7 protein-coding genes are annotated in these 13,726 nt (G+C 71.3%); 4 read left to right on the forward strand and 3 right to left on the reverse strand.

The annotated features are described in order from the left end of the window. Positions 1-8: 8 nt before the first annotated feature. Positions 9-2,579, reverse strand: a complete 2,571-nt coding sequence (glgP, locus tag ACIBHY_RS28190; protein WP_397308153.1) for an alpha-glucan family phosphorylase — start codon at positions 2,577-2,579, stop codon at positions 9-11. A gap of 249 nt (positions 2,580-2,828) precedes the next feature. Between glgP and ACIBHY_RS28195 the strand changes: the two genes are divergently transcribed. From ACIBHY_RS28195 to ACIBHY_RS28205, 3 genes are read left to right on the forward strand one after another with little or no spacing between them, the layout of a single operon-like run. After that, a complete protein-coding gene (locus ACIBHY_RS28195; RefSeq protein WP_397308154.1) occupies positions 2,829-4,943 on the forward strand; it encodes an alpha-1,4-glucan--maltose-1-phosphate maltosyltransferase in 2,115 nt (704 codons plus the stop codon). A 23-nt stretch (positions 4,944-4,966) separates the two neighbouring features. After that, the gene (gene treS, locus ACIBHY_RS28200) at positions 4,967-6,679 is read left to right on the forward strand and encodes a maltose alpha-D-glucosyltransferase (protein ID WP_397245180.1); all 1,713 of its coding nucleotides are present in this window, start codon (positions 4,967-4,969) and stop codon (positions 6,677-6,679) included. Between the two features lie 3 nt (positions 6,680-6,682). After that, the gene (locus ACIBHY_RS28205; protein WP_397245182.1) at positions 6,683-8,023 is read left to right on the forward strand and encodes a phosphotransferase; all 1,341 of its coding nucleotides are present in this window, start codon (positions 6,683-6,685) and stop codon (positions 8,021-8,023) included. Here the strand turns inward: ACIBHY_RS28205 and ACIBHY_RS28210 are convergent. Further along, complete coding sequence (locus ACIBHY_RS28210) at positions 8,020-8,880, reverse strand: NAD(P)-dependent oxidoreductase (protein ID WP_397245184.1); 861 nt, start codon at positions 8,878-8,880, stop codon at positions 8,020-8,022. The genes ACIBHY_RS28205 and ACIBHY_RS28210 overlap by 4 nt on opposite strands. 58 nt (positions 8,881-8,938) lie before the next feature. On the opposite strand from ACIBHY_RS28210, the gene ACIBHY_RS28215 reads away from it, so the two are divergent. Next, on the forward strand, positions 8,939-12,127 hold the full coding sequence (locus ACIBHY_RS28215) for a BTAD domain-containing putative transcriptional regulator (RefSeq protein ID WP_397308155.1): 3,189 nt from the start codon (positions 8,939-8,941) through the stop codon (positions 12,125-12,127). Here the strand turns inward: ACIBHY_RS28215 and ACIBHY_RS28220 are convergent. Next, positions 12,112-13,674, reverse strand: coding sequence for an MFS transporter (locus ACIBHY_RS28220; RefSeq protein WP_397308156.1), 1,563 nt, complete (start codon positions 13,672-13,674; stop codon positions 12,112-12,114). The two genes, ACIBHY_RS28215 and ACIBHY_RS28220, sit on opposite strands and share 16 nt — an antisense overlap. Positions 13,675-13,726: the final 52 nt, after the last annotated feature.

Below are 13,726 nucleotides of genomic sequence, written 5' to 3' on the forward strand. Positions count from 1 at the left end.
GGCCAATGTCAGCGCAGTGTGCCGTTCGTCATACCCGCGGGTTCCTCGGGTACGGCGATGAGCCCGAGTTCGGCCCGCGCGACCGCCAGCGGATGTGAGGGCACCACGCGGACCGTGTAGCCGAAGGCGCCGGTGTTGTCGAGCGGGATCGTGCCCGTGTAGTGGGCGCGGCCGTCGTCGCCGGGGTCCCCGTCGAGCGTGAGCTCCAGGTAACCGGGGTGGATCAGCTCGTCGTGCGGGCCGACCCTGCCGTAGGCCGCCTCCACCATGACGTCGGAGGGGTCGAGGTCGCCCAGCGCGATCGTGGCGCGCAGTTCCAGCGCGGCGCCCACCTCGGGCGTGTCGCCGACGCCCGACGCCTCCACGTGCTCGACCCTCACCCCCGGCCAGGCCCGTGTCACCCGCAACCGCCAGGCGGCGAACGACTTGGCGGGGGCGTACCCGTCGGCGGACAGGGCGCGGGCCGAGGCGGCGGCGGGCGCGTAGAGGCCGACCACGTAGTCGCGCAGCATGCGGCCGGCCAGCACCTTCGGGCCCAGCGAGGCGAGCGTGTGCTTGACCATCTCCAGCCAGCGTCTGGGCAGGCCCTCGGGCGAGCGGTCGTAGAAGCGGTCGGCGACCTGGTGCTCGATGAGGTCGTAGAGGCCGGCCGCCTCCAGCTCGTCGCGGCGGTCGGGGTCGGTGACGCCGTCGGCGGTGGGGATGGCCCAGCCGTTCGTGCCGTCGTACCACTCGTCCCACCAGCCGTCGCGGATCGACAGGTTGAGCCCGCCGTTCAGCGCCGACTTCATGCCCGAGGTGCCGCTGGCCTCCAGCGGGCGCAGCGGGTTGTTCAGCCAGACGTCACAGCCCTGGACGAGCAACTGGCCGAGTGCCATGTCGTAGTCGGGCAGGAAGACGATGCGGTGGCGCACGTCCTCGGCGTCGGCGAAGGTCACGATTTGCTGGATGAGCTTCTTGCCGCCCTCGTCGGCCGGGTGGGCCTTGCCCGCGATCAGGATCTGCACGGGCTTGTCCGGGTCGAGCAGCAGGGTCTTCAGCCGTTCGATGTCGGAGAGCATGAGCGTCAGCCGCTTGTAGGACGGCACGCGGCGGGCGAACCCGATGGTCAGCACGTCGGGGTCGAGCGCCTCGTCGATCCAGCCGAGCTCGGCGTCGGAGGAGCCGCGGGCCCGCCAGGAGGCGCGCAGCCGTTCGCGGGCGCCCTCGACCAGGCGGCGGCGCAGGATGCCGCGGATCGACCAGATCTCGGAGTCCGGGATCTTCTGTACTCCCTCCCAGCCCTGGGCCCGCTCGATCAGGGCGGGCAGCTCACGGCCGGCCAGTTCCATGAGCTCGCGGCCCACCCAGGTCGGCGCGTGCACGCCGTTGGTGATCGAGCCGATCGGGATCTCGTCGAGGTCGAAGCCCGGCCACAGGGTGTGGAACATCTCCCTGCTGACCTCGCCGTGCAGCTCGGAGACGCCGTTGACCCGCTGGGACAGCCGCATGCCCATGATCGCCATGTTGAAGCGGTCGGGCTCCGCCTCCTCGCCGAGCGCCAGGATGCGGTCGACCGGGACCGTCGGCCAGGCGTTGTCGCCGCCGAACTGCCGCTCGATCATCTCGACGGGGAAGCGGTCGATGCCCGCGGGGACCGGGGTGTGGGTGGTGAAGACGGTGCCGGCGCGTACCGCCTCCAGGGCCTCGTCGAAGCTCAGCCTGGCCTCGGTCAGCTCGCGGATGCGCTCCAGGCCGAGGAATCCGGCGTGGCCCTCGTTGGTGTGGAAGACCTCGGGCTCGGGGTGGCCGGTGCTCTCGCAGTAGGCGCGGATGGCCCGTACGCCGCCGATGCCGAGCAGGAGTTCCTGCATGAGGCGGTGGTCGGTGCCGCCGCCGTAGAGGCGGTCGGTGACGTCGCGGGCGGCGGCGTCGTTCTCGGCCACGTCGGAGTCGAGCAGCAGCAGCGGCACCCGGCCCACCTGGGCCGCCCAGACCTGGGCGTGCAGGGTACGCCCGCCGGGCAGCCCGACGCGGACGCGCACGTCCTTGAGCAGGGTCAGCGGCAGGCCGCCGGGGTCGAGAGAGGGGTAGTGCTCCAGCTGCCAGCCCTCGGGGGACAGCGACTGGGTGAAGTAGCCGTGGCGGTAGAGCAGGCCGACGGCCAGGATGGGCACGCCCAGGTCGCTGGCGGCCTTCAGGTGGTCGCCGGCCAGGATGCCGAGGCCGCCGGAGTATTGGGGCAGGGCTGCGGCTATGCCGTACTCGGGAGAAAAGTAGGCGACGGCGCGCGGCGCGTCGGAGAGCGTCTGGTACCACCGGGGCGCGGTCATGTACTCGCGCAGATCGTCGGCGGCGTCGGCGAGACGGCGCAGAAATCGGCGGTCGGCGGCCAGCTCGCGCAGTCTGGCGGGGTCGACGGCGCCCAGCAGGGCGACGGGATCGTGCCCGACCTGACGCCACAGCTGTGGGTCGACCTCGGCGAACAGGTCCGTCGTCTCCGGGTGCCATGACCAGCGGAGATTGTGGACGAGCTCGCCGAGTGCGGCCAGCTCCGCGGGCAGGACGGTGCGGACGGTGAACCTGCGGATAGCTCTCACGTTGGGAACCCTAGGGCGTCGAAGGGGCGAGCACGAGGTGATCGGGACCTCTGAGTCCCTCACCGTGCGCATACCCCTTCAAACCCCCTTCCGACCACAAGCATGAAGCGGGACTATTGGGGCAACTCCCCCATATGGCCGTCCCCGGGACACACTTGGGTGGCTTCCGCCGCCTCCCGCATCGAGATGCAAGGATCGTTCCTGCCACGTATCTGCTCTACGCGGACCCGAGCCATGAGAACGGAAGCGATGATCGGACGAATTCCCATCACGGACATCCAGCCTGTCGTCGGATGCGGGCAATGGCCCGCCAAGTCGGTAGCTGGTGAGACCTTCGAGATCTCCGCCACCGTGTTCCGGGAGGGACACGACGCCGTGGCGGCCGGGGTCGTGCTCACCTCGCCCGACGGCCTGCGCGGGCGGCTGAGACCCATGCTCGAACAGGGCAAGGGGACCGATCGCTGGGCGGTGCCCGTCACCTTGGCCGACGAGGGCGACTGGCAGTTCCGCGTGGAGGCGTGGAGCGACCCGATCGCCACGTGGCTGCACGACGCGGGGATCAAGATCCCGCGCGGGATGGACAGCGACCTGATGTGCGAGGAGGGCGCGCGCCTGTTCGAGCGCGCCGCCCGCGCCGTACGGCCGGCCGACTGTCCCCACCCGACGCGCCCCGCCCGCACCACCTCAGCCTCCTCCGCCTCCTCCGCCTCCGCGGCCGACGACACGCCGGCGGCGGGCGCGCCCGGCGAGAGCCCGTGCGGGCACCGGGTGGCGTTGCTGTCGGTCTCGGCGACCCTGCGCGACGAGGACCTCGACCCCCGGGCGCGGCTGTCGATCGCCCAGTTGCCGGAGACCGCCGCGCTCCTGGCCGCCCACCCGCTGCGCGACCTGGTGACGCGTTCCAAGCAGCAGCGGATCAGGGTGGAGCGGCGCCGGGCCCTGTACGGCTCGTGGTACGAGTTCTTCCCCCGGTCCGAGGGCGCGATCGTGGACGCCGCCGGCATCAGCAAGTCCGGAAATTTCCAGACCGCCGCCAAACGCCTGCCCGCCGTCGCCCGCATGGGCTTCGACGTCGTCTACCTGCCCCCGATCCACCCGATCGGCCACGCCTTCCGCAAGGGGCGCAACAACACGCTCACCCCCGAGTCCGACGACCCGGGCTCCCCCTGGGCCATCGGCTCCGAGGACGGCGGCCACGACGCGATCCACCCCGACCTCGGCACCATCGAGGACTTCGACGAGTTCGTCGGCCGCACCCGCGAGCTGGGGATGGAGGTGGCGCTCGACTTCGCGCTGCAGTGCGCCCCCGACCACCCATGGGTCAAGGAGCACCCGGAGTGGTTCACGATCCGGGCGGACGGCACGATCGCGTACGCGGAGAACCCGCCCAAGAAGTACCAGGACATCTACCCGCTCAACTTCGACAGGGACCCCGAGGGCATCTACACCGAGGTCAAGCGGGTGCTGCGGCACTGGATGGACCACGGGGTGCGGATCTTCCGCGTGGACAACCCGCACACCAAGCCGGTGGCGTTCTGGGAGCGGCTGCTGGCCGACGTCCACACGACCGACCCCGACGTGGTCTTCCTGGCCGAGGCGTTCACCAGGCCGCCCATGCTCCAGACGCTGGCGAAGATCGGGTACCACCAGTCGTACACGTACTTCACCTGGAAGAACTCCAAGCAGGACGTGGAGAGCTACCTGACGGAGCTGTCCGGCGAGACCTCGCACTACCTGCGGCCGAACCTGTTCGTGAACACTCCGGACATCCTGCACGAGTACCTGCAGCACGGGGGCGTGCCCGCGTTCAAGATCCGCGCCGTCCTCGCCGCGCTGTGCTCGCCCACGTGGGGCGTCTACTCGGGGTACGAGCTCGCGGAGAACGTCCCGGTACGGCCAGGCAGCGAAGAATACCTAGATAGTGAGAAATATCAGTACAGACCACGCGATTGGGTGGCAGCCGAGCGAGAAGGCCGCAGTCTCGCCCCCTTCATCACCCATCTGAATTTGTTCCGAAGAGCTCACCCAGCACTTCAGGAATTGCGTAATCTACAGTTCCACAGGGTTGACCACCCGGACATGGTCTGCTTCTCGAAGCGACTCCCTGGCGCCTATGACGCGGCCACACGACGGCAGAGTTTGGGCGACGTCGTTCTGGCGGTCATCAACCTGGATCCGCACAACACCCATGAGGCGACGGTCGAACTCGACCTGCCCGCCCTCGGACTCGACTGGAACGCCGAGTTCGTCGTGGACGACGAGCTCACAGGTGAGTCGTACCGGTGGCGGCAGCAGAACTACGTGCGCCTCGACCCCCATATCCACCCGGCGCACATCTTCACCGTGCGAGCGGCTCACAGGTAACGAAGCCTTTCGGGGAGTCCAACTTGTCAGACACCGTGAACTCCGCTGCCATCCCCAACACCTTCGACGAGGAAAAGCCCCGCGACCCCCACTGGTACAAGCGCGCGGTCTTCTACGAGGTGCTCATCCGGGGTTTCGCCGACTCCAACGGAGACGGCACCGGCGACATCAAGGGCCTCATCCAGCGTCTTGACTACCTTCAGTGGCTGGGTGTCGACTGTCTGTGGCTGTTGCCCTTGTACGAGTCGCCGCTGCGCGACGGCGGCTACGACATCGCCGACTTCATGAAGATCCTCCCGGAGTTCGGGGACCTCGGGGACTTCGTGAAGCTGGTCGACGAGGCGCACAAGCGCGGCATGCGGGTCGTCGCCGACCTGGTGATGAACCACACCAGCGACGCCCACCCCTGGTTCCAGGCCTCCCGGCACGACCCCGAGGGCCCGTTCGGCGACTTCTACGTCTGGAACGACAACGATGAGAAGTACCAGGGCGCCCGGATCATCTTCATCGACACCGAGACGTCCAACTGGACCTACGACCCCGTGCGCGGCCAGTACTACTGGCACCGCTTCTTCCACCACCAGCCGGACCTCAACTATGAGAACCCGGCGGTGCAGGAGGCGATGCTGGAGGTCCTGAGGTTCTGGCTCGACCTCGGCATCGACGGGTTCCGCATGGACGCCATCCCCTACCTGTTCGAGGAGGATGGCACCAACTGCGAGAACCTGCCGAAGACCCACGCCTACCTCAAGCGGGTGCGGGCCGAGGTCGACCGCCTCTACCCCGACCGCGTCCTGCTGGCCGAGGCCAACCAGTGGCCGTCGGACGTGGTGGAGTACTTCGGCGACCCGGTGGGCGGCGGCGACGAGTGCCACATGGCCTTCCACTTCCCGCTGATGCCGCGCATCTTCATGGCGGTACGACGGGAGTCGCGCTACCCGATCTCCGAGATCCTGGCCCAGACGCCGAAGATCCCGGAGAACTGCCAATGGGGCATCTTCCTCCGCAACCACGACGAGCTGACGCTTGAGATGGTCACGGACGAGGAACGCGACTACATGTACTCCGAGTACGCCAAGGACCCGCGCATGCGCGCCAACGTCGGCATCCGGCGGCGCCTGGCACCGCTGCTGGAGAACGACCGCAACCAGATCGAGCTGTTCACGGCGTTGCTGCTGTCACTGCCCGGCTCGCCCGTGCTGTACTACGGCGACGAGATCGGCATGGGGGACAACATCTGGCTCGGCGACCGCGACGGCGTGCGCACCCCGATGCAGTGGGACCCCGACCGCAACGCGGGCTTCTCCGACTGCGACCCGGGGCGGCTCTACCTGCCGGTCATCATGGACCCGATCTACGGCTACCAGGCCATCAACGTCGAGGCCCAGCAGAAGAACGGCGGCTCGCTGCTCCACTGGACCAAGCGCATGATCGAGATCCGCAAGCGGCACCCGGTCTTCGGCCTGGGCGAGTTCATCGAGCTGAACTCCTCCAACCCGAGCGTGCTGGCGTTCGTGCGCGAGCTGGGCGACGACCGCATGTTGTGCGTCAACAACCTCTCGCGCTTCCCTCAGCCGGTCGAGCTTGACCTGCGCAGATTCACCGGCGTCTCACCGGTCGAGACCATGGGCGGGGTACCTTTCCCACCGATTGGCGAACTTCCGTATCTTTTGACGCTTCCTGGGCATGGGTTCTACTGGTTCACTCTCCCACCGGCCAGAGCCCAGGAGGAGTAAGACGTGCTGGAGCAGCTCCTTGCCGCATGGCTACCACAGCAGCGCTGGTTCGGCGGCAAGGGGCGCCCGATCGACTCGGTGTCGGTCGACGCGGACGTCGAGCTGGAGCCCGGACTCCAGCACGTGATCTTCGCGGTCTGGCAGGACGGCTCCCGCGAGCGCTACCAGCTCCTGCTCGGCATCCGTGACGAACTCCCGGAAAGGCTGTCGCACGCCCTGATCGGCGTCATCGGCGACAAGTACCACTACGACGCGGCGCACGACGCCGACCGCACCGGCTGGCTGCTCGACGGCATGGCCCGCAACGCCTCCACCGGTGGCCTGCGCCTGCGCCACGTCCCCGGCGTCGCCGTCGACACCTCCCCGCGCAGCCTCGTGCTGGGCGCCGAACAGTCCAACACCTCTCTGGTGTACGGCGACGCGTACATCTGCAAGCTCTTCCGGCGGCTCATCCCCGGCGTGAACCCCGAGCTGGAGATCGTCCGGGCCCTGGCGGCCAGGAACGCGCCGCACATCGCGCAGCCGTACGGGTGGATCGAGGGTGAGCTCGACGGGACCGCGACCACGTTCGCGATCATGCAGGAGTTCCTGTCCACCGCCAACGACGGCTGGGACCTGGCCCTCGCCAGCGTCCGCGATCTCTACGCGATGCCCGAGCCCGTGGCCGAGTCCGGCGAGCGCGTGCTCGCCGCCGAGGCCGGCGGCGACTTCGCCGCCGAGGCGGAGCGGCTGGGCGCCGCCACCGCGCGCATCCACGGGGAGCTGGCCGCCGCGTTCCCGACCTCGACCGTGGAGCCGCACGAGATCAAGCGCATGGCCGAGGACCTCCGCCGCCGCCTGGGCCGGGCCATCGCGGAGGTGCCGGTGCTGCGCGAGCACGCCGGGCCGATCGAGGCCGCATTCCAGGACCTGGACGAGGTGGCCGTCGAGGTGCCCATCCAGCGCGTGCACGGCGACTACCACCTCGGCCAGGTTATGCGTACGACCACCGAGTGGATCATCCTGGACTTCGAGGGCGAGCCCGGCCAGCCGCTGGGCGAGCGCAAGGCCCTGTCCTCGCCGTTGCGGGACGTGGCCGGGATGCTGCGCTCCTTCGACTACGCCGCCCGCCACCTGCTGGCCGGCCACCCCGAGGCGGACCGCCTGGAGCCCCGGGCGGCCGACTGGTCCGCGCACAACCGGAAGGCGTTCCTGACCGGGTACAGGAGCGGCGGCGGCAACCTGGACGCGACCCAGGAGCCGCTGCTGCGCGCCTTCGAGCTGGGCAAGGCCGTCTACGAGGTGGTCTACGAAGCGCGCAACCGCCCCTCCTGGATCTCCATCCCCTTGGCCGCCTTCGGCTAACGGCCGGGGCGGAGCTCCTCGACGAGGCTCTGCAGGCCGTGGTCCGGATGCCCGTCGGCGACCCGCTTGTCCACAAGGTGCTTGAACGGGGCCAGCAGGTTGCCCTCGATGCCCTGCTCACGCATGGCCAGCGCGATGCTGTCGAGGGCGACCTTGTTCACGCCCAGGTTGGCCACATCCGTACCCCATCGCCCGGCGTCGACCTCCTCCGCCCAGCGGTGCGCCAGCTCGCCCATCGCGCGCAACCACGGCACCAGCAGCGTCGAGGCGAAGTCGCCCAGCGGCAGACCGGCCGAGCGCACCAGCGCGAACCCTTGCGTGATGCCCGCGATCTGCCCGTACATGCCGGTCAGCAGGGCCATGTCCAGCAGCGGCGCGAGCCCCGGGTCCGCGTCCACGAACCGCGCCTCGGCGAGCTGCCCCAGCGGCTCGGCGAAGCGGTCGAACACCTCCCTGGAGCCGCTGTAAAGGATCAGCGCGCCGGGCGCGCCGATCATCTGGGGAACCGCCATCACGCCGCCGTCGAGGTAGTCGGCCCCGCGCGCTCCGGCCCATTCCGCGGTACGGCGGGCCTCCTCGGGCCGCCCACTGGTCAGGTTGACCAGCGTCACCCCCCGCAGATCCGTCTCCCCGAGCAGCCCGTGGACGGTGTCGTAGTCGAGCACGCACACGATCACCAGTGACCCGGGCCGCACCGCCCCCGCGAGGTTCCCGGCCCGCCTGGCACCCATCGCGACCAGGGGTTCCGTCTTACTGTCGGTGCGATTCCATACGGTGACCTCATGCCCGGCCTTGAGCAGGGTCTCGGCGAGCGCGGTGCCCATGAGGCCCAGGCCGACGATCGAAATCTCAGTCATGGCTCCAGCGTGCTGGCGTGGGGTTATGGTCGGCTTCTGAGCGAGTTATGGGGGGATTATGCGGTTCGGGGTGCTGGGGCCCCTGGAGGTGTGGGCGGCCACCGGGGAGCCGCTCACCGTGCGGGAGGCGAAGGTCCGGCTGCTGCTGGCGGGTCTGCTGGTGCACCGCGGGCGGCCGGTCTCCGCCGACCGGCTGGTCGAGGAGCTGTGGGGCGAGCGGCCGCCGCGTGACGCCCTCGCCGCGCTGCGGGTCAAGGTGTCCCAGCTGCGCGGGGCGCTGGCCGACCGCGACGCGATCAAGTTCCACGCCGCCGGATACGTGCTCGACGTGCCCGCCGAGGCCGTCGACGCCGAACGTTTCCAGGCGCTGCTCGCCGCGCCCGCCCCCGACGCCCGGACACGGGCCGACGCGCTGGTCCAGGCGCTCGCCCTGTGGCGCGGGCCCGCCTTCGCCGGTCAGTCCGACCACGACGTGGTGCGCCCGGCGGCGGCCAAGCTGGAGGAGCAGCGCCTGTCCGCCCTGGAGGAACTGGCCGAGGTGCGGCTGACCCTCGGCGAACCGGTCGAGGTCGCCGACCTGGTGGCCGAGCACCCCTTGCGCGAGCGGCTGCGCGCCGCGCACATGCGCGCCCTCTACCGGCAGGGCCGCCAGAGCGAGTCCCTGGCCGCCTACGCCGACCTGCGCGAACGCCTGGCCGAAGAGCTGGGCCTCGACCCGTCACCCGAGCTCGCCGACCTGCACGCCCGGATCCTGCGCCAGGACCCGGCCCTGCAGGCGCCCACGCGCGCCCAGAGCAACCTGCCAGCCCCGCTCACCGACCTCATCGGCCGCGACGAGGCGGTGGCCGAGGTGAGCGCGCTCCTGGCCGACAACCGCCTGGTCACGCTCACCGGCCCCGGCGGCGTCGGTAAGACCCGGCTGGCCCTGGCCGCTGCCGCCGCCTCGGCCCAGGCCTTCCCCGACGGCACGTGGCTGGTCGAGCTGGCGCCCGTACGCGCGCGGCGCGACGACCGGTGCGTGGCGGCGATCGTGGGCGAGGTGCTCGGGCTCCCCGACCACGGGCAGGGATCCGTCGCCGACCGGGTCGCCGCCGCCCTGTCCGGCAAGCGCGCCCTGCTCGTCCTGGACAACTGCGAGCACGTGGTCGAGCAGGTCGCGCCGCTGACCCGCCACCTGTTGCAGGCCGCGCCCGAGCTGCGCGTGCTGGCCACCAGCCAGGAGACGCTGCGCGTCAGCGGCGAGAGCGCCTGGAGCGTGCCGCCGCTCGCGCCGGAGGCGGCGATCGAGCTGTTCAGCGTCCGCGCGGGCGGCGGGCTGGCCGGTGACGCGGCCGTGGCGGAGATCTGCGCCCGCCTCGACGGGATCCCGCTGGCGGTCGAGCTGGCCGCCGCGCGGGCGCGCGCCCTGTCCCCGCGCCAGCTCGCCGACCGGCTGGACGACCGGTTCCAGCTGCTCAGCAACGGGATGCGGGACGCGCCCGCGCGGCAGCGGACGCTCCGGGCGATGATCGACTGGAGCTGGGATCTGCTGTCGGAGCCGGAGCGGCTGGTGTTGCGGCGGCTGGCCGTACACGCTGACGGGTGCACGCTGGAGGCGGCGGAGCAGGTGTGCGCGGAGCCCGGCCACGACGTGCTCGACCTGCTGGCCAGGCTGGTCGACCGCTCGCTCGTGGTGGGCGGGGCGCGCTTCCGGCTGCTGGAGTCCGTCGCCGCCTACTCGGCCGAACGGCTGGCGGAGGCGGGCGAGTCCGACCTGGTACGCCGGCGCCACCTCGACCACCACGTCGCGCTGGCCGAGCGGGCCGAGCCGTACCTGCGCGGGCACGACCAGCAGCGCTGGCTCGACACGCTCGACACCGAGGCCGCCAACCTGCGCGCGGCGCTCGACACCGCGGCCGCGATGGGGCTGGCCGGGCAGGCGCATCGACTGGTGCGGGCGCTGGCCTGGTACTGGGTGCTGCGCGGCAGGCTGGGCGAGGCGCGCCGGTCGCTGGAGACGGCGCTGTCGCTGGCCGAGGAGCCGCAGACGCGGATGTGGTGGGCCGGGGTGGCGATGTCGATGGGCGATCCCGTCGACCTCGATCCCGCCGAGCTGGGCAAGATCGACGATCCTGGGCAGCGGGCCAGGCTGGGGTGGTTCCTGGGGATGGCGCTGTTCGGGTTCGAGAGCCCGGAGTGCAGCGACTCGCTGATCGGCCCGGCGCTGGAGACGTTCGTGGAGATCGGCGACACCTGGGGCGAGGCCGCCGCGCTCAGCGTGCGGGCCAAGCGGGCGATGATGCGCGGTGAGCTGGCCGAGCTGCGGGCCGACGCCGAGCGGAGCCTGGAGCTGTTCAAGCTCGCCGGTGACCGGTGGGGGCAGACGCGGGCCACCGAGGTGCTCAGCTCGCTGGCCGAGATCGTCGGCGACTACGCGCGGGCGGCCGAGCTGCGGCGCGAGGGGCTGCGGGTGGCCGAGGAGCTCGGGTTGTGGAGCGACGTCACCTCGATCCTGTCCAAGCTCGGGCGGATCGCGCTGCTGGAGGGCGACTACGCGCTGGCCGACGACTACCACGAACGGGCCCGCAGGCGCGCGGTCGAGCAGGCCAACCGGCCGGCGGAGGAGGACGCGGAGGTCGGTCTCGCGCTGTCGGCCCGGCGGCAGGGGCGGCTGGACGACGCCGAGCGGCACCTGCGGCGCTGGCTGGGCTGGGTGCGCGAGGTGGCCGGCGAGCCGGGGGCGGCGCTGATCCTGGCCGAGCTCGGCTTCATCGCCGAACTACGCGGCCACGCCGTCCTGACCGGCCAGGACAACGCGCCCTTCGGCACGGGTCAGGGCGGTTTGGGCTTCGCCGCCGGTCAGGGTGGTGCGGGGTTCGGTGCCGGCCACGGTGGTGCGGGGTTCGGTGCTGATCCGCGGGCCGCTGTGCTGGTGCACGCGGACGTGGCGGTCGCCTCGCACCTCGACGGGCTGGCGGCGGCGCGGGCCGTGGGTGATCCCCGGGCGATCGCGCTGTCCCTGGAGGGCGTGGCGGGGGCCAGGACGCTCCAGGGACGGCATGAGCAGGCGGCGGTGCTGCTGGGGCAGGCGACCGCGCTGCGGGAGGGCTCCGGGGCGCCGCTGCCGCCGGGCGAGCGGGGCGACGTCGACCGGATCGCCGCCCATGCGCTGGCGGGGCTGGGCGAGCAGCCGTACATGTCGGCTCGCGCCCGTGGCGCCGCCCTGCCCCTGTCCGACGTTCTCGACCTGGCCTACCGGGCCACCTGATCAGGAACGGGCGTCTCCTCCGGGGCGCGTTCCAGCTCCTCGCCGGGCTGTGCGCTTGTCGGCGGGACCATGCGCAGGGCCACGGCCGACAGCAGGGCGGCGGCCAGGAGGACCACGGCCCCGGCTCCGGCGGCGACGTTGAGGCTGGTGGTGAACGCCTCGCGGGCGGCGCTCGCCAGCGCGGTCCCCGTGGCGGCGGGGAGGTCCCGCGCGGCGGACAGGGCCCCGCCCAGCGTGTCGAGCGCCGCCCGCGGGGACACGCCGTCGGGCAGTTCCAGGCTGCCCCGGTAGACGGCGGCGGCGATGCTGCCGAAGACGGCCAGCCCCAGCGCGCCGCCGAACTCCTGGCCGGTCTCCGACAGCGCGGCGGCCGATCCTGAGCGCTCCGGCGGCGCGGCGCCCACGACCAGGTCGGTGCCGACGACCAGGAGCGGCGAGGCGCCCAGGAAGAACAGCACCTGGCCGCCGACCAGGAGCACGACGCCGCCTCCCGCGTCCACCTGGGTGAGCAGGGCGACGCCCGCCGCGCCGACGACCAGCCCGGCGCCGGCCACGTACCCGGGACGGATCTTCCTGGTCAGCAACGGCGCGACCAGGAAGCCGATGATCACGGCGACGCTCGGGGGCAGCGCCCACAACCCCGCCTGCAGCGGGGACAGGCCCTCGACGAGCTGCAGGTACTGCCCGGCCAGCAGGCCCAGCGGCGGGCCGATCAGGATGACGAGCATGAGCGTCCCGAGCGCGGCGCTGAACCGGCGCTCGGCGAACAGCTTCATGTCCAGGAGCGGGTCGGCGAGTCTGCGCTGCCTGCGGATGAACACGGCGGCCAGGGCCAGGCCGGCGACGAGGGTGGCGGCGGCCGGCCAGGTGGGGCCGTACGTGGCGATCTCCTTGACCCCGTAGATGGCCAGCAGCGCGGCGGCGACGGAGAGCACCACGCTGGCCGCGTCGACGCGGCCGCTGCTCGGCGCGCGGTACTCGGGCAGCAGCAACGGCCCCGCGACCAGCAGGATCGCCATGACCGGCACGCCCAGCAGGAACGCCGAACCCCACCAGAAGTTCTCCAGCAGCGCCCCGCCGACGACGGGCCCGAGCACCATGCCCGCGGTGAAGCCGGTCATCCACAGGCTGATCGCGGTCGTGCGCTGGGCCGGATCGTGGAACATGTTCCTGATCAGCGACAACGTCGAGGGCATCAGCGTGGCGCCGGCGACGCCGAGCAGGGCGCGCGCGGCGATGAGCGACTCGGCGCTGGGCGCGTAGGCGGCCAGCACGGAGGCGGCGGCGAAGGCGGCCCCGCCGATCAGCAGCAGCTTGCGGCGGCCGATCCGGTCGCCGATGTTGCCCATCGTGATCAGAAAACCGGCGATGAGAAAGCCATAGATGTCGTTGATCCACAAGAGCTGGGCGGCGCTGGGCCGCAGATCCTCGGTCAGCGCGGGGACGGCCAGGTGCAAGACGGAGACGTCAATGGAGATCAACAGGGTCGGCAGGATCAGGACGGCCAGACCGGTCCACTCGCGACGACCGGCACGTTTCATGTTCATGCAAATAAACCATAAAAGCTCAACTCGACTTGAGGTCAACCTGATATCGGCG

Origin of the sequence: Nonomuraea sp. NPDC050547 (assembly GCF_044457345.1) — a bacterium.
Lineage (GTDB): Bacteria > Actinomycetota > Actinomycetes > Streptosporangiales > Streptosporangiaceae > Nonomuraea.